The organism is Janthinobacterium sp. 75 (assembly GCF_004365495.1).
GTDB lineage: Bacteria > Pseudomonadota > Gammaproteobacteria > Burkholderiales > Burkholderiaceae_D > Janthinobacterium.
Genome location: NZ_SORD01000001.1, coordinates 3,586,412 through 3,602,724 on the forward strand (window position 1 = coordinate 3,586,412; position 16,313 = coordinate 3,602,724).

The following is a 16,313-nucleotide window of genomic DNA, read 5'->3' on the forward strand; positions in this document are numbered from 1 at the left end:
GTCACGCGCATGTGCCGCCCCGTTCCAGCAGCTTGATTCCCCGTTCCACGTTGAGCGCCGTGCTCACGCCTTCCAGCGCCAGGCCCAGCTCCACCAGGGTGATGGCGACGGCCGGCTGCATGCCCACCACCACAGTGCGCGCGTCGAGGATTTTCGCCATCGCCGCCGTGTTGCTGATCATGCGGCCGATGAAGGAGTCGACGATGTCGAGCGCGGAAATGTCGATCAGCACGCCCGTGGCGCGGTCCGTCACGATGCGCGTGGTCAGGTCGTCCTGCAAGGTCATCGCCAGGCGGTCATGCATGTCCACCTGGATCGTCACCAGCAGCAGCCGGCCCATGCGTAAAATGGGGATTCTTTCCATAGGCGCCTCAGTGTTGTTGCTGCTGGTAGGTGATGCTGGAGCCCGTGCGTTTCAGGGCCACGACAAAGGCGTCGGCCAGGGTGGCCTTGGTGATCACGTCTTCCAGGTTGACGCCCAGGTGCACAATGGTTTGCGCGATCTGCGGGCGGATGCCGCTGATGATGCAGTCTGCGCCCATCAGGCGCGCGGCGGCGATGGTTTTCAGCAGGTGCTGCGCCACCAGGGTGTCGACGGTGGGCACGCCAGTGATGTCGATGATGGCGATCAGGGCGCCCGTGTCGACGATCTTTTGCAGCAGGCTTTCCATCACCACCTGCGTGCGGGCGCTGTCGAGGGTGCCGATCAGGGGCAGGGCCAGCACGTTTTGCCACAGCTGCACCACGGGCGTGGACAGTTCCAGCAATTCCTGCTGCTGCCGCAAGATCACCTGTTCGCGCGCCTTCTGGTAAATGGCAATGGTCAGCAGGCCCAGCTCGTCGAATAATTTGCTGGTGCTGACGATGGCGTCCCCCAGTTCCTGCGGTTGCGCCGTGATTTCCTTGCGCAGGTAAGCGAACAGCGGCTCCTTGAGGGCGAACATGAAGCTGGCCGTGTCGATCGGCGAATAGCCCTGGCGCACGCGTGATTGCGATATTTCGGCGAGCAGCGCGCGCGTGTCGTCCCAGGCGCCGCCTTCGATGTCGAAAGAGTCGCCGCTTTCCAGCGCACCCGCCAGCAGCGGCAGCAATTGCGCTGCCTGCTGGCGCAGCTCGTTTTCCGCGATCTTGTCGCGTCGTACCAGACGGGCGATCAGGCCGGCCATCCAGCCTTCCAGCAGTTCCGTGTGGTGCTCGTTGATGATGCCGGCCAGTTGCTGCGCCTGGCCCGTGCCCGTCTTGATTTTCATGCTCGTCCTTGGCTGGAGTGGAGGGTGCGGCACGGCCGCAAACGGGCACGCGCTGTGATGAATAAATTATAGGCAGGGAGGGCCGTGGCTTGTGTTCTGTGCCGCACATAGTGGCGCATGTCGATCCAGATTCCCGCAGGAAACACGGAAGTTTTAAACATGCATATAATTTGCATGTTTAAACGAACTCCGCTACACTGGCAACTCTCAACAAGAAAAATACGCCATGAATATCGACAAGTTCAAACAGCAGCACCTGGCCATCCTGGCCGCCATCGATGACTTGCGCCAATTGGCGCGCGGCGGTGTCGCCGCACGTGCGCAGGCGATTGCCGAACAGATCATCGCCATGAGCGGCTTGATCAAGCTGCACCTGGCCGTCGAGCAGCGCTACCTGTATCCGGCCGCGCAGGCCTGCGGTGTGGCCAAGGTGGCACGGCTGGGGCGCCAGTACGAACATGAAATGCACGGCATCGCCGGTGCCTACCTGGACTTTGCCGGTCGCTGGAATACGCCCGTGCGCCTGGCCGCCGAGCCGGAAGCGTTCCGCAGCGAAGCCAATACCGTGCTGCACGCGCTGTACCAGCGCATGCGGCGCGAAGACACCGAGTTATATCCAGCCGTTGAAACGCTGGCCTGAGACCGCTTACTAATTAATAGACATACAGGAGTTTTACATGCTGACCCAAGAACAACGCGCCATCATCACGGCCACCGTCCCCATCCTCGAACAGGGCGGTGAAGCGCTGACCCGCCATTTCTACAAGAATCTGTTCCGCGACCATCCCGAAGTGCTGCCGTACTTTAACCAGGCGCACCAGCACAGCGGCGACCAGCAGCGCGCGCTGGCCAATGGCGTGCTGATGTATGCCAAACATATCGATAAACTCGCTGCGCTGGGCGACCTGGTGGCCACCATCGTCAACAAGCACGTGGCCTTGCAGATCCGCGCCGAGCACTATCCGCTGGTGGGCGCCAGCCTGCTGCAAGCCATCCGAGAAGTGCTGGGCGCCGAGGTGGCCAGCGACGCCGTCATCGACGCCTGGGGCGCGGCCTATGGCCAGCTGGCCGACATCCTGGCCGGCGAGGAAGGGCGCATTTACAAGGCGCAGGCGGCCGCGCCCGGCGGCTGGAGCGGCGCACGCGACTTTACCGTGCGCAGCAAGACGGTGGAAAGCGGCGAGATCACTTCCTTCCTGCTGGCGCCCGCCGATGACCAGCCCGTGCTCGACTTTGCGCCAGGCCAGTATATCGGCGTACTGGCCAGCGTCGATGGCGTGCCCATGCGCCGCCAGTACTCCTTGTCGGCCGCCAGCAACGGCCAGACGTACCGCATCAGCATCAAGCGGGAAGCGGGCGGCAAGGTGTCCAATTTCTTCCACGACCATGTGCAGGCGGGCGACACGGTACAGCTGACGCCGCCCTCGGGCGACTTCGTGCTGCGCGACAGCGAAAAACCTCTGGTACTGATCAGTGGCGGCGTGGGCATCACGCCGACCCTGGCCATGCTGACGGCGGCCCTGCGCGGCAAGCGCCCCGTGCATTTCATCCATGCGGCGCGCAACCAGGGCGTGCATGCGTTCCGTGCGCAGATCGACGCACTGGCTGCACAGCACCCGCAGCTGCAGCGTTATTATTGCTACGCGGAACATGGCAGCGAGCAAGATGTGCCGGGCGCCGTCGCGCCGGACGCCGTCGGCTTGCTCGATAAAGAGCAGCTGGCGCACTGGCTGCCGGCCTCGCGCGACGTCGATGCCTATTTCCTGGGGCCGCAGCCGTTCATGCGCGCCGTCAAACAATACTTGCGCGAGCTGGGCGTGCCGGAACAGCAGACGCACCATGAGTTCTTCGGACCGGCCGCCGCGCTGAATTGACCTTGCCTGCCCCGTGTTGCTCCTGCGAGAAAAAAACGCTGCCGTAAGGGGCGGGTAAGTCTCGCGCCGTATTGTGAATGCAAGCTCGAAAAGAAAAGAGCACGCTCACATAACAGGAGGCAACACATGCATGACGATCTGGTACAAAAACTCAAGAGCGACCCTAATTATCATCGATTGCTCAGGGTGCGCTCACGCTTCGGCTGGGCGCTGACGGGCCTGATGATGCTGGTGTACTACGGCTACATCCTGCTCATCGCCTTCAACAAGGAATTTCTTGCCACTAAAACGGGCACTGGCGTGATGACCTGGGGCATGCCGATCGGCCTGTTCGTCATCGTGTTTACCGTGGTGATCACCGGCATTTATGTGCGCCGCGCCAACAAGCAATTCGACGATCTGACCAGCGCCATCCAGGCACGGGTGCAAGCATGAACAGCGCTCCATTGACGCAACGCAAGCTCGCCTGCCTCGCAGCCCTGACCTTGCTGGCTGGCGCCAGCAACAGCGTGCTGGCGGCCGGCGCCGACCTGGGCCAGGCAGTCAAGCAACCCACCAACTGGACGGCGATCACCATGTTCGCCGCCTTCGTCATCTTTACCCTGTTCGTCACCAAGTGGGCAGCCAAGAAGACCAAGTCGGCCTCCGATTTCTACACGGCCGGCGGCGGCATCACGGGCTTCCAGAATGGCCTGGCCATTGCGGGCGACTACATGTCGGCCGCTTCCTTCCTCGGCATTTCCGCCGCCGTCTTCTTGAACGGCTACGATGGCTTGATCTACGCCATCGGTTTTCTCGTCGGCTGGCCCGTCATCACCTTCCTGATGGCAGAGCGCTTGCGTAACCTGGGGCGCTATACCTTTGCCGACGTGGCCGCCTATCGCTTCAAGCAGGCGCCGATCCGCATTTTCTCGGCGTCCGGCACCCTGGTCGTGGTGGCGTTCTACCTGATCGCGCAGATGGTGGGCGCAGGCCAGCTGATCAAGCTGCTGTTCGGCCTGGAATACTGGATCGCCGTCGTCCTGGTCGGTACATTGATGATGATCTACGTGCTGTTTGGCGGCATGACGGCCACCACCTGGGTGCAGATCATCAAGGCCGTGATGTTGCTGGGCGGCGCCACCTTCATGGCCGTGGCCGTGCTGGCGCAATTCAACTTTAGCCCGGAAGCGCTGTTCGCCAAGTCGGTGGACGTGCATGCCACCAAGGAAGCCATCATGGGCCCCGGTTCCTTCATCAAGGACCCGATTTCGGCCATTTCCTTCGGCATGGCGCTGATGTTCGGTACGGCCGGCTTGCCGCACATCCTGATGCGTTTCTTCACGGTGCCTAGCGCCAAGGAAGCGCGCAAGTCCGTGTTCTGGGCCACCACCTGGATCGCCTACTTCTACATCCTGACTTTCATCATCGGTTTTGGCGCCATTGTGCTGGTGAGTACCAATCCCGAGTTCAAGGATGCTGCCGGTAAGTTGCTGGGTGGCAATAACATGGCGGCCGTGCATCTGGCCAAGGCCGTGGGTGGTAATGTGTTCCTCGGCTTCATGTCTGCTGTCGCGTTTGCCACCATCCTGGCCGTCGTGGCGGGGCTGACCCTGTCCGGTGCATCGGCCGTATCGCACGATCTGTATGCCACCGTCATCAAGAAGGGCAAGGCCACGGGCGCCAATGAATTGAAAGTGTCGCGCGTGACGACGATCGTGCTGGGCATTATCGCCGTGGTGCTGGGTATCGCCTTTGAAAAGCAGAACATCGCCTTCATGGTCTCGCTGGCCTTCGCCATCGCCGCCTCGGCCAATTTCCCCGTACTGTTCATGTCGGTGCTGTGGAAAGACTGCACTACCCGGGGCGCCACCATAGGCGGCTTCCTGGGCTTGACCACGGCCGTCGCGCTGACGGTGGTGTCGAAGTCCGTGTGGGTCGACGTGCTGGGTCATCCGGCAGCGCTGTTCCCGTACGCCTCGCCGGCGCTGTTCTCGATGACGGCAGGCTTTGTCGGCATCTGGCTGTTCTCGGTGCTCGACAAGAGCCCGCGCGCGCGCATCGACCGCGCCGGCTATGAAGCGCAGCAAATGCGTTCGGAAACGGGTATCGGCGCCTCCGGTGCCAGCGCGCACTAAACTGATCCTGTCGCGTTAGAAATGAACAATGCCCGGCTTGCCGGGCATTGTTGTTTTAGCGCACCGCCTGGCGTGCTTGCCTTCGGGCTTACTTTGCCAGGTGCAGGGGAATCACGCCCACCGCTGCTGCCGGCGCATTGCCTGCGGGCTCCAGGATGGCTGCCAGGGTCACCGTGTCGAGCACGGCCAGGAAGGCAGCTGTGGCCTGGCCCAGCTTGGCTTTCAGCAGGCAATCTGGCGTCAGCGGGCAGGTATTGTTTTCCTTGTTAAAACACTCCGCCATGAAAAAATCGTTTTCCGTCTCGCGCACCACCGTGCCGATATTGATCTCGGCCGGATCGCGCGCCAGGCGCAGACCGCCATTCCTTCCACGCACCGTTTCCACAATGCCTGACAGGCCCAGCTGGTGCACCACTTTCATCAAGTGATTCTTTGAAATCGCATGCAGGTCGGCGATGTCCTGGATGGTCACGAGGCGGTCGCGGTGCACGCCCAGATACATCAGGGTGCGCAGGGTATAGTCGGTATAGGCAGTCAGTCGCATGAGGTTCGCTTGTAAAGATGTGGATTACATCCTTGTTTCAAGCCGCCAGCATACAGGAGAGTGCCTGGCCATTGCCACCGCCATGTGACTTGCGCCATCACTTTTTCAGCTTGGAAAGACAAAAGTTGATTGCCTTTCGCGTAAATGCGTAGTAAATTTTCATATTATTGCCCTGCTAAACAGCTTGTAGGCCCTTCGCGACCCTTTGGGCGTGGCTTTTATTGATGAAAATCAAGAGGATGGTGAGACAATAAGGTAAATTTACTACAAAATGGATGATGGGCGTTTCCCGGGCCGGGAAGCGCGTACTACGCAATCTGTGCGGTGCCGCCGTGGCCGCCCCGGGAAATGAATACCATGCAAATGAATGAAGTGAAAGACGAGCTGCTGAGCAGCGATATCCGCCAGCTGGGCCGTCTGCTGGGCGACGCCATCCGCAGCCACCTGGGCGACCCCGCCTTCGAGCGCATCGAACATGTGCGCCAGTTGGCCATTCGTTTCCGGCGCGACAATGATGAAGCGGCGCGCGCGCAGCTGTCGGACGCGCTGCAAGCGCTGTCGCAGGAAGAAACCACGCAACTGACGCGCGCTTTCAGCTATTTCTCGCTGCTGGCCAATATTGCGGAAGATCAACATCACATCCGCCGCACGCGCGCCCATTTGATCGCCGGTTCGCCGCCGCGCCAGGGTAGCCTCAGCCATGCCGTCGGCAACGTATTTGACGCGGGCAAGGCCGATGCGCTGGAAACCTTCTTTGAAGATGCCTTCGTCAGCCCCGTCTTCACGGCGCATCCGACGGAAGTGCAGCGCAAGAGTATCCAGAATTGCCAGATGGCCATCGCGCGCCTGTTGAGCGAGCGCGACCGCGTGCAAATGACGCCGGAAGAGGCGGAGCAAAACGAAGAAGCGCTGGGCCGCGGCATCGTCACGCTGTGGCAGACGCGCTTGCTGCGTACGAGCAAACTGTCCGTCATGGATGAAGTGGCCAATGGCCTGTCGTTCTACGACCACACCATCCTGCGCGAACTGCCGAAATTGTATTCCTCGCTGGAAACGATGCTGGCCCAGCGCGATGCCCGCTGGGAAGATGCGGAATTGCCCAATTTCATGAAGGTCGGCAGCTGGATAGGTGGCGACCGCGACGGCAATCCCTTTGTCACGGCCGACATCCTGCGCAGCACCCTGCAGACGCAGGCCGACAAAGTGCTCGATTTCTACCTCGGTGAATTGCGCAAGCTCGCTTCGCAACTGTCCCTGGCGCAAATACTCAATGCATGCAGCGAGCCGCTGCGCGCGCTGGCCGAACGCTCGGCCGATGCCTCGCCGCACCGGGTCGACGAGCCGTACCGCCGCGCGCTGCATGGCATCCATGCACGTTTGGAAGCCACGCGCGTCGCCTTGTGCGGCAAGGGCAAGCAAGCCGAAGGCGTGCAGCCCTACGCTGCGGCGTTTGAATTGCTGGCCGATCTGGACGTGGTCCAGCATTCACTGGTCAGCAATGGCTTGCGCGCGCTGGCGCGTGGCCGGTTGCGCCAGCTGCGCCGCGCCGTCAAGGTGTTCGGCTTTTCGCTGGCGCCGCTCGATTTGCGCCAGAACTCCGACGTGCACGAGCGCGTCGTGGGTGAACTGTTCGCGGGCGCCCAGCCGGGCCTCGTGTATCTGGACCTCGATGAAGAGCAGCGCATCGCCGTGCTGCTGGCCGAACTGGAGTCGCCACGCCTGCTGACGTCGCCGTATGCGCACTATTCGGAGGAAACCACCTCTGAACTCGACATTTTCCGCGCCGTGCGCGAAGCCCATGTCAAGTACGGCCGTGAATCGGTGCCGAATTGCATCATTTCGAAGGCGGCCAGCGTCTCGGACTTGCTGGAAGTGGCGCTGCTGCTGAAGGAAGTGGGCTTGCTGCGCCAGGACAGCCGCGAAGTGGACGTCAACATCATCCCCCTGTTTGAAACCATCGCCGACTTGCGCGCCGGTCCCGCCATCATGGCGCGCGCCTTTGGCCTGCCGTTCTACCGGGCTTTGCTTGAGTCGCGCGCTGACCAGCAGGAAGTCATGCTAGGCTACTCGGACAGCAACAAGGACGGCGGCTTCCTCACGTCCGGCTGGGAACTCTACAAGGCCGAGATCGAGCTGGTGACGGTCTTCAAGCAATACCAGATCAAGCTGCGCCTGTTCCACGGCCGCGGCGGCTCCGTCGGCCGCGGTGGCGGACCCAGCTATGAAGCCATCCTGGCCCAGCCAGCGGGCGCCGTGCAGGGACAGATCCGTTTAACGGAGCAGGGCGAAGTCATCACGGCCAAGTATGCGAACCCGGAAGTAGGGCGCCGCAACCTGGAAGTGCTGGTGGCTGCCACCATCCAGTCGACCCTGTTGCCACAGGCACAGCTGCAGCCGAAGGCCTCGGCCGGCGCGGGCCACCTGGCCGCAATGGAAGAGCTGTCCGGCACGGCCCTGAACGCTTACCGCGACCTGGTCTACGGCACGGAAGGATTCGAGCAGTATTTCTGGGAATCGACGGTGATCGCGGAAATTGCCGCGCTCAATATCGGCAGCCGTCCGGCGTCGCGCAAGAAATCCACGTCCATCGAGGATTTGCGCGCCATTCCCTGGGTCTTGAGCTGGGCGCAATGCCGCTTGATGCTGCCGGGCTGGTTCGGCTTTGGTTCCGCCGTGCAAGCCTACCTGGCCGCCCATCCCACCGATGGTGCGGACGTGCTGCGCGGCATGTACACGGACTGGCCATTCTTCACCTCGCTGCTGTCGAACATGGATATGGTCCTGGCCAAGAGCGATATCGCCATTGCCGGCAAGTATGCGGAACTGGTCAAGGACAAGGCTTTGCGCGAGGCCATCTTTACACGCATCCGCGCCGAATACGCGGCCACCCTGGACGCCTTGAAACTGATCACGGGCCAGGAAGAGTTGCAGCAAGCCAATCCGCTGATGCAGCGCTCGATACGCAACCGTTTCCCGTATATCGACCCGCTCAATCACGTGCAGGTGGAGCTATTGAAACGCTTCCGCGAAGGCAAGCAGGATGCGGCGGCGCGCACGGGCATCCATTTGTCGATCAACGGCATCGCGGCCGGGTTGCGCAATAGCGGTTAATTTTTAGGGGCAGTCACTGCGTGATCGGAATGCACCCCACTGGGGCGTATTCCCCCGCCGGGTCTGAGCCCAGCTTTGCACCTGGGGTGGCTTTTCGAGTGTAGTAGAAAACATCAAGGAGACAGCATGACCATCAAAGTTGCCATCAATGGCTATGGCCGCATCGGCCGCAATGTCTTGCGCGCGTTTTATGAAGGCGGCAAGCAGCAGGATATCGAAATCGTCGCTATCAACGACCTGGGCGATGCCAAGTCGAATGCGCATTTGACGCGCTACGACACGGTGCACGGCAAGTTTCCCGGCGTCGTCACCATCGACGGCGACAACATGATCGTCAACGGCGACCGCATCCGTGTCTTCGCGCAGCGCGACCCGGCCCTGATACCGTGGGGCGAACTGGGCGTCGACGTCGTGCTCGAATGCACGGGTTTCTTCACCACCAAGGAAAAAGCCTCGGCCCACCTGAAGGGTGGGGCGAAAAAAGTCATCATCTCGGCCCCTGGTGGCAAGGACGTGGACGCCACCATCGTGTTCGGCGTCAACCAGCATGTGTTGAAGGCATCGGACACGGTCATTTCCAACGCTTCGTGCACGACGAATTGCCTGGCGCCGCTGGTCAAACCGCTCAATGACGCCATCGGCATCGAATCGGGCCTGATGACCACGGTGCACGCCTATACGAATGACCAGGTGCTGTCCGACGTGATGCATGAAGACTTGCGCCGCGCCCGCTCGGCTACGCATTCGATGATCCCCACCAAGACGGGCGCGGCGGCGGCTGTCGGCCTGGTCTTGCCGGAACTGAATGGCAAGCTGGACGGTTTTGCCATCCGCGTGCCGACTATCAACGTCTCCTTGGTCGACCTGTCCTTCATCGCCAAGCGCGACACCACGGTCGAGGAAGTCAACGCCTTGCTGAAAACGGCCTCGGAAGGCACCCTGAAAGGTATTTTGACGTACCAGACGGAGCCGCTCGTTTCCATCGATTTCAACCACAACCCCGCCTCGTCGAACTTCGATTCGACCCTGACCAAGGTCTCGGGCCGCCTCGTGAAAGTGTCGTCGTGGTACGACAACGAGTGGGGCTTCTCGAACCGCATGCTCGACACCACGGTCGCCCTGATGGCGGCCAAGTAAGTCAAGAACCACCGCTGATCCAGCGCACCAGGACGGCCGGCCCACAAGGCTGGCCCTTGTAGTAACTCATTATAGAAAGCAGCACACCATGACCATGCAAGTACAGCAACGCGCCACCAAGATCGTTTCCACCATCGGCCCCGCTTCGAACGATATCGATACCCTGGTCCGCATGTTCAAGGCCGGCGTCGACGTCGTGCGTCTGAACTTTTCGCATGGCAAGGCGCAAGACCATATCGACCGCGCCCGCATGGTGCGCGAGGCGGCAGCCCTGTGCGGTCGCGAAGTGGCCATCATGGCCGACTTGCAAGGTCCGAAGATTCGCGTCGGCAAATTTGAAGATGGCAAGATTTTCCTGGAAAACGGCGCCAAGTTCATTCTCGACGCGAAATGGGGTGAAAACGGCGAACTGGGCAACATCGAGCGCTGCGGCCTCGATTACAAGGAATTGCCGCGCGACTTGCGCACGGCCGACGTGCTGCTGCTCAACGACGGCTTGATCGTGCTGACGGTCGATAAAGTCGTCGGCAGCGAAATCCACACCACCGTCAAGATCGGCGGCGAGTTGTCGAACAACAAGGGCATCAACCGCCAGGGCGGCGGTCTGTCGGCGCCGGCCTTGACAGCGAAAGACATGGAAGACGTGAAAACGGCGATGAGTTTCCAGGCCGATTACGTGGCCGTGTCCTTCCCGAAAAACGCCACCGACATGGTGATGGCGCGCCAGCTGGCCAATATCGCCGGCGAAGCGTGGGACCACAAGCCGATGATGATCGCCAAGATCGAGCGCGCGGAAGCCATTCCTGCGCTGCAAGAAATCCTTGATGCTTCCGACGGCATCATGGTGGCGCGTGGCGACCTGGCCGTTGAGGTGGGCAACGCGGCCGTGCCGGCCCTGCAAAAGCGCATGATCAAGATGGCGCGCGCGTCGAACAAACTGGCGATCACGGCCACGCAGATGATGGAATCGATGATCGTCAACGCCGTGCCGACCCGCGCCGAAGTATCCGACGTGGCCAATGCCGTGCTCGACGGTACGGATGCCGTCATGACGTCGGCGGAAACGGCCTCGGGCCGCTACCCGATCGAGACGGTGGAAGCCATGGCCGCCATCTGCCTGGACGCGGAAAAATGGGATACCTGCAAGCTGGACGCCGATTTCCTCAACGCCACGTTCTCGCGCATCGACCAGTCGATCGCCTACGGCGCCCTGTTTACGGCCCATCACCTGCGCGTGAAAGCCATTGCCACCCTGACGGAATCGGGTTCCACTGCCCTGTGGATGAGCCGTTGCAACATCGATATCCCCATCGTCGCACTGACCCCGAGCGTGGGCACGCGCCGCAAGCTGGCCCTGTACCGCAACGTCAGCACCCTGGAATTGACCTCTGGCACGGACCGCGACAAGGTCTTGCAACAGGCGGAAGACTTGCTGCTGGAACATAAAGTCGTGGCCAAGGGCGATACCGTCGTGCTGACCTGGGGCGAGCCGATGGGCAAGGTCGGCGGCACGAATGCGCTGAAAATCATGAAGATCGGCCAGCACTAAGCATGGCATAGTTGGAAACGGCGTAAGCCGGCTTGGCGCTGCGCGCACAAGCCGGCAAGCGTCGCTGCAGACTTAAGAATGCCTGAAAGATGCGTCCACACCGGCGCACCGCAGGCAGGATGCGCAATCTGCCGTTGCGGCGCCCACATTTCCGTGTCAGCATGGTTTTCCTGCCTTCCGAGGCGCATCCGGAGTCCATGATGAGTACCTATCTGCCTGCCTTGATCTGGTCGCTGTCGGCCTTCGTCTGCCTCTTCATTGCCAAACGCCGCTCTTTGAAAACAACTGCTGTCAGGGCCATCCTGGTGGTGTTTCTTGGGCCGTTTGCCATTCCCTTCGTGCTGGCCGCAAGGCCAGAGAAACGCCATCCGGCATAATCGCCCGCGACCACCTGATCGACCACGACAGTATATAAAGCACTGGCAGCCACGCTGAAACAACAGTTTCCAGGCATGGGCAGGCGCCGGCATTGACGCCGGAGGCAATGGTTTGTGATAATGAGAATTATTATCAGTTAGCCGCGCCTTGCCTTGAGCGCATCGGAGTCCCTAGTGAGCATTGCGCAGTCCAGCGAGTCGATCGCAGTCATTTACAGCCACCACCACGGCTGGCTGATGCGCTGGCTGCGCGCCAAGCTGCAGTGCGCCGACCATGCGGCCGACCTGGCGCAGGATACTTTCGTGCGCGTGCTGGCGGCGCCGCCCGAAGCCCGGCAGACTTTGCGCGAACCGCGCGCCTACCTGACCACCGTGGCGCAGCGCCTGCTGATCGACCATTACCGGCGCCTGTCCCTGGAGCAGGCATGGCTGGAAACCCTGGCGCAGCAGCCCGATCTGCTGATGCAGTCGCCGGAAGAGCGCTTGCTGGTATTGGAAGCCTTGCAGCGCATCGATGCCATGCTCGATGGCTTGCCGCCGCTGGTGCGCAGCGCTTTTTTGCTGGCCCATGTCGATGGCCTTGCTTACGGGGAAATCGCCCGGCGCCTGGCCGTGAGCGAGCGCAGCATCAAGCGCTACATGGTGCAGGCGTTCGAGCGCTGCATTCTGCTGATTCTGTGAGCGCCAACCTGACTGCCATCGATCCGCGCGCCGCCCGCGCGGCGGCGCAATGGCTGGTGCGCCTGCACGGGGGCGCCTTGACTCCAGAAGAGGAGCAAGCTTTCCAGGCCTGGCGCGCCAGCGACCCCGCGCACGAATCGGCGTGGCAGCGGGCCGAACTGGTGTGCAGCACCCTGGGCAGCGTGCCGCCCGCGCTGCGCCGGACGGCGGACGCGGCGCCGCAGTCGCCGCAGAGGCGCGCCGTGCTCTACGGCCTGGCCGGGCTGATCGCGGCCGGACCGGCATTGTGGCTGGCCAGCCATTCGCTACCATGGCAAGCGTGGCGTGCCACCATCCGCACGGCCAGGGGGGAAATCCGCCACATGACATTGCCGGATGGCACGCAACTGGTGCTCAATACGGACACGGCCATCGATGTGCGCTTTGACGGCGCGGCGCGGCTGGTGGTCTTGCATGCGGGCGAACTCCATGTCGCCACGGCGCACGACGGGGCGGTGCCCGCGCGCCCATTCCTCGTGCGCAGCAGCAATGGCGTCGTGCGCGCGCTGGGCACGCACTTCAGCGTGCGCCACGCTGGCACCGTGCTGGCGCTGCGTACGCAGGTGAGCGTCAGCGAAGGCGCCGTCGAGATACAGCCAAATGAAGCTCCCGGCGCCTTGCGCAGGGTCGATGCGGGCCGGCAGGGCAGTTTCGATGATGATGCCGTTTCTGCCTTGACGCCGCTGGCGCCGCACGCTGCCGGCTGGGTGCAGGGAGTGCTGATCGCCGAGCGCATGCCGCTGGGCGAAGTGCTGGCGCAGGTGGCGCGCTATCGCTACGGCGTGCTGCGCTGCGATCCCGCGTGCGCTGCCATGCCCGTGGACGGCATCTTCCAGTTAAACGACCCGGACAACATCCTGCTCTTGCTGCAGCGCTCCTTGCCGATCCGGCTGGCGCGCCGCACGCGCTACTGGATCAGTGTCGAGGCGGCTTGAGATTGTCGGCTTACGCGTGGCCTTGCCACGCTAAGCCGACCTACGCCTGTCGGGTATGGTAGGTCGGCTTAGCCCGCAGGGCGTAAGCCGACGTGCTCCAATTTACTTCTTGCCTGTCCCTTTTTGCGGCTTGCTTCGTCATACAAGGTAGAGAACGAACAATCCGAACCATCGAAAGGGTCCACATGGCTTTGCAGCACCGCAGTTTGACAACAGCACGCATGACGCTCCATCCCACCACCGGCGCCGTGCGCGCCGCGCTGGTCCTGCTCCTCGCCGTGGCTGGGGCCGGCGCCGGCTTGCCGCAGGCGGTGGTGGCTGCCGAGTCCAGCCCGGCCGCCACTGTGCGCGACTACAGCGTTCCTGCTGGCAGCCTGCGCGATGCGCTGTCCACGTTTGCCATCGCCGCAGGGATCAACCTGTCCACCCAGGGCGTGGCGCTCGACGGCCTGGCGACGCCGGGCTTGCAGGGGCGCCATGGCGTCTCCGCCGGCCTGCAAAAACTGCTGCAGGGTAGCGGCCTGGAAGTGACGGATGGTGGCAATGGAAATTATCTGTTGCGCAAGATCAATATCAGCACGGCCGACGGCGGCCTGGACAGCATGCCCGCCGTGGTCGTCAGCGCCGAGGCGGACCGTGCCACGGAAGGCACGGGTTTATATACCTCGCGCGCCATGTCGACGGCCACGGGCCTGAACCTGTCGCAGCGACACACGCCGCAAACGGTGAGTGTCATTTCGCGCCAGCAAATGGAAGATTTCGACCTGACCACCTTGCAGGACGTGGCGCGCGCCACACCCGGCCTGTATGGCAAGACGCAGGGCGTATCCGACCAGGAAACCACGTATTTTGCGCGCGGTTTCGCCTTGAGCCACGTGAATGTCGATGGCTTGCCGCTCGATGTCACGGGTTTCAATGAACGCAACGTCTCGGCCGACATGCTGATGTATGACCGCGTGGAAGTGGTGCGCGGCGCCACGGGCCTGATGGAAGGGGCGGGCGCGCCGTCGGGCAGCATCAACATGATACGCAAGCGTCCCACGGCCACGCCATTGCTGAACGCGTCTGCCCACCTGGGCAGCTGGAAGGACCGGCAATTGACGGTCGATGCCAGCAATGCGCTGAATGAATCGGGCAGCGTGCGCGGCAGGGTGGCGGCCAGCTGGCGCGACAGTGACAGCTTTGTCGACGTGGTTAACAACACCAACGGCACCGTGTATGCGATCGTGGAAGCGGACCTGACGCCTTCGACCACGGCCGGCATCGGCTTTTCGCGCCAGCACAGCCGCACCGACGGCGTGTTCGTCGGCTTGCCGACCTTGCCCGACGGCCGCCACATGGACTTGCCCCGCTCGACTTTCCTGAACAATGCCGATTCCTTCCAGAAACGCGACAACAACGTCGTCTTCGCGGACCTGGAAACGCGGCTGGAGAAGGGCTGGCGCAGCCGCTTCGCCGTCACGCGCATCGATGCCTCTTCATCGACGCGCAATACCACCAACAGCCGCGTCGATGGTGAAGCGTATTTGCTGGAACAGTCGGAAACGGGCTGGAAGTACAACACGCAACAAGTCGTGGCCGACTGGCGCTTGAGCGGCCCCGTCACCTGGTTCGGCCGCCAGCATGACGTCATCGTTGGCGCCAGCTACCGCCATGACGATTCGGATGCGGGCCAGAGCTGGGAAGGCGCCGGGACGCGCCTGTTCGATCTGCGCCAGTGGAATCCCCGTGCCTACCCGATGCGCGGCGGGCCGTTCGAGCCCTATAACTGGGGCCGCAAGACGGAGGAGAAGGGCCTGTATGCGGCCGGCAACTTCAGCCTGGCCGATCCGCTGCGCCTGGTGCTGGGCGGGCGCTTCGGCTGGTATGCGCAGGATGTCACGGGCTGGTATGCCACCAACGCCACATGGCGCCGCGACCTGACGGAAAACGCCAAGTTCACGCCGTATGCGGGCCTGGTCTACGACCTGGACCAGCATCATTCCGTGTATGCGAGCGGCACGCAGATCTTCCAGCCGCAAAGCGTACTCGATGTAAAGGGCAATACCTTGCCGCCTTTGAGCGGCACCAACCTGGAGGCGGGCATCAAGGGCGAGTATTTTGGCGGCAGGCTCAATGCCAGCGGCGCCTTGTTCCGCATCAAACAAAACAACCGCGCCATGGCCGACGAGCTCAATTGCCCCACGGGCGGCGCCATCTATTGCGCCCGCGCGGCCGGGCAGGTGCAGAGCGAAGGCGTCGATCTGCAATTGTCGGGCTCGCCGTTGCCGGGCTGGCAGATCGCGGGCGGTTACACCTATGTACTGGCCAAGTACACGAAAGATAGCGTGACGGCGAACATCGGCCAGCGCATCGCCACGGATGAGCCGAAGCAATTGTTCAAGCTGTACACGACTGTGCAGCTGAGCGGCAGCCTGGCGCGGTGGAATCTGGGCGCCTCCGTCTACGCGCAGGACAAGATTGAGCGCCGCGACACGGCTTACCTGACGCAGCAGGGCGGCTACGCCATCGTCGGCCTGACGGCAGGCTACCGCCTGAGCGAGCAGCTGCAGTTGCGCGTGAGTGTCGATAACGTGCTGGACCGCCGCTATTACCAGGGCCTAGGCTATTCCTGGTCGGGCGGGCTGGAGCGTTACGGCGCGCCGCGCAGCGTGCTGCTGTCCTTGAACTACAAGCTGTAGCCCTTACTTCGGCGCACC

Annotated in this window: 14 protein-coding genes; 11 read left to right on the top strand and 3 right to left on the bottom strand. The window is 62.4% G+C overall.

Features of this window, described 5'->3' with window-relative positions; all coding sequences use genetic code 11:
* Position 1: 1 nt before the first annotated feature.
* The gene (locus C8C89_RS16360) at positions 2 to 364 is read right to left on the bottom strand and encodes an STAS domain-containing protein (protein WP_101481520.1); all 363 of its coding nucleotides are present in this window, start codon (positions 362 to 364) and stop codon (positions 2 to 4) included.
* 7 nt (positions 365 to 371) lie between these two features.
* Positions 372 to 1,250, bottom strand: a complete 879-nt coding sequence (locus C8C89_RS16365) for an STAS domain-containing protein (RefSeq protein WP_101481519.1) — start codon at positions 1,248 to 1,250, stop codon at positions 372 to 374.
* 226 nt (positions 1,251 to 1,476) lie between these two features.
* On the opposite strand from C8C89_RS16365, the gene C8C89_RS16370 reads away from it, so the two are divergent.
* From C8C89_RS16370 to C8C89_RS16385, 4 genes are all read left to right on the top strand, one after another.
* Entirely contained in the window at positions 1,477 to 1,890 is a 414-nt protein-coding gene (locus C8C89_RS16370) for a hemerythrin domain-containing protein (RefSeq protein ID WP_133991074.1), read from the top strand.
* Between the two features lie 37 nt (positions 1,891 to 1,927).
* Positions 1,928 to 3,124: an NO-inducible flavohemoprotein gene (hmpA, locus tag C8C89_RS16375; protein ID WP_133991076.1), complete on the top strand. Its 1,197-nt coding sequence runs from the start codon at positions 1,928 to 1,930 to the stop codon at positions 3,122 to 3,124.
* A 126-nt stretch (positions 3,125 to 3,250) separates the two neighbouring features.
* A complete protein-coding gene (locus tag C8C89_RS16380) occupies positions 3,251 to 3,559 on the top strand; it encodes a DUF485 domain-containing protein (protein ID WP_101481516.1) in 309 nt (102 codons plus the stop codon).
* Positions 3,556 to 5,241, top strand: coding sequence for a cation acetate symporter (locus C8C89_RS16385; RefSeq protein ID WP_208327709.1), 1,686 nt, complete (start codon positions 3,556 to 3,558; stop codon positions 5,239 to 5,241). Before C8C89_RS16380 ends, C8C89_RS16385 begins: the two co-directional genes overlap by 4 nt.
* Positions 5,242 to 5,329: 88 nt before the next feature.
* On the opposite strand, the gene C8C89_RS16390 is transcribed toward C8C89_RS16385, so the two are convergent.
* Positions 5,330 to 5,785: an Rrf2 family transcriptional regulator gene (locus tag C8C89_RS16390; RefSeq protein WP_133991078.1), complete on the bottom strand. Its 456-nt coding sequence runs from the start codon at positions 5,783 to 5,785 to the stop codon at positions 5,330 to 5,332.
* A 357-nt stretch (positions 5,786 to 6,142) separates the two neighbouring features.
* Between C8C89_RS16390 and ppc the strand changes: the two genes are divergently transcribed.
* From ppc to C8C89_RS16425, 7 genes are all read left to right on the top strand, one after another.
* Positions 6,143 to 8,896, top strand: a complete 2,754-nt coding sequence (ppc, locus tag C8C89_RS16395; RefSeq protein ID WP_208327710.1) for a phosphoenolpyruvate carboxylase — start codon at positions 6,143 to 6,145, stop codon at positions 8,894 to 8,896.
* Between the two features lie 126 nt (positions 8,897 to 9,022).
* Entirely contained in the window at positions 9,023 to 10,033 is a 1,011-nt protein-coding gene (gene gap / locus C8C89_RS16400) for a type I glyceraldehyde-3-phosphate dehydrogenase (RefSeq protein ID WP_133991080.1), read from the top strand.
* An 88-nt stretch (positions 10,034 to 10,121) separates the two neighbouring features.
* Positions 10,122 to 11,582, top strand: coding sequence for a pyruvate kinase (pyk, locus tag C8C89_RS16405; protein WP_101481513.1), 1,461 nt, complete (start codon positions 10,122 to 10,124; stop codon positions 11,580 to 11,582).
* 119 nt (positions 11,583 to 11,701) lie between these two features.
* Positions 11,702 to 11,959, top strand: a complete 258-nt coding sequence (locus C8C89_RS16410) for a hypothetical protein (protein WP_133991082.1) — start codon at positions 11,702 to 11,704, stop codon at positions 11,957 to 11,959.
* Between the two features lie 174 nt (positions 11,960 to 12,133).
* Positions 12,134 to 12,640: a sigma-70 family RNA polymerase sigma factor gene (locus C8C89_RS16415; RefSeq protein ID WP_133991084.1), complete on the top strand. Its 507-nt coding sequence runs from the start codon at positions 12,134 to 12,136 to the stop codon at positions 12,638 to 12,640.
* Positions 12,637 to 13,614 carry a FecR domain-containing protein gene (locus C8C89_RS16420; RefSeq protein WP_166674766.1) on the top strand — a complete coding sequence of 326 codons (978 nt, stop codon included), beginning with the start codon at positions 12,637 to 12,639 and terminating at the stop codon, positions 13,612 to 13,614. The genes C8C89_RS16415 and C8C89_RS16420 overlap by 4 nt, the downstream gene beginning before the upstream one ends.
* Positions 13,615 to 13,835: 221 nt before the next feature.
* Positions 13,836 to 16,295, top strand: coding sequence for a TonB-dependent receptor (locus C8C89_RS16425; RefSeq protein ID WP_243858042.1), 2,460 nt, complete (start codon positions 13,836 to 13,838; stop codon positions 16,293 to 16,295).
* Positions 16,296 to 16,313 lie beyond the last annotated feature (18 nt).

Bases quoted from the DNA above. Each gene is read 5' to 3' on its own strand.
- ppc (WP_208327710.1), top strand. From the start codon at position 6,143: ATGCAAATGAATGAAGTGAAAGACGAGCTGCTGAGCAGCGATATCCGC.
- C8C89_RS16385 (WP_208327709.1), top strand. From the start codon at position 3,556: ATGAACAGCGCTCCATTGACGCAACGCAAGCTCGCCTGCCTCGCAGCC.
- C8C89_RS16360 (WP_101481520.1), bottom strand. From the start codon at position 364: ATGGAAAGAATCCCCATTTTACGCATGGGCCGGCTGCTGCTGGTGACG.
- pyk (WP_101481513.1), top strand. From the start codon at position 10,122: ATGACCATGCAAGTACAGCAACGCGCCACCAAGATCGTTTCCACCATC.
- C8C89_RS16425 (WP_243858042.1), top strand. From the start codon at position 13,836: ATGACGCTCCATCCCACCACCGGCGCCGTGCGCGCCGCGCTGGTCCTG.
- C8C89_RS16365 (WP_101481519.1), bottom strand. From the start codon at position 1,250: ATGAAAATCAAGACGGGCACGGGCCAGGCGCAGCAACTGGCCGGCATC.
- hmpA (WP_133991076.1), top strand. From the start codon at position 1,928: ATGCTGACCCAAGAACAACGCGCCATCATCACGGCCACCGTCCCCATC.
- C8C89_RS16370 (WP_133991074.1), top strand. From the start codon at position 1,477: ATGAATATCGACAAGTTCAAACAGCAGCACCTGGCCATCCTGGCCGCC.
- C8C89_RS16390 (WP_133991078.1), bottom strand. From the start codon at position 5,785: ATGCGACTGACTGCCTATACCGACTATACCCTGCGCACCCTGATGTAT.
- C8C89_RS16380 (WP_101481516.1), top strand. From the start codon at position 3,251: ATGCATGACGATCTGGTACAAAAACTCAAGAGCGACCCTAATTATCAT.
- C8C89_RS16410 (WP_133991082.1), top strand. From the start codon at position 11,702: ATGCGCAATCTGCCGTTGCGGCGCCCACATTTCCGTGTCAGCATGGTT.
- gap (WP_133991080.1), top strand. From the start codon at position 9,023: ATGACCATCAAAGTTGCCATCAATGGCTATGGCCGCATCGGCCGCAAT.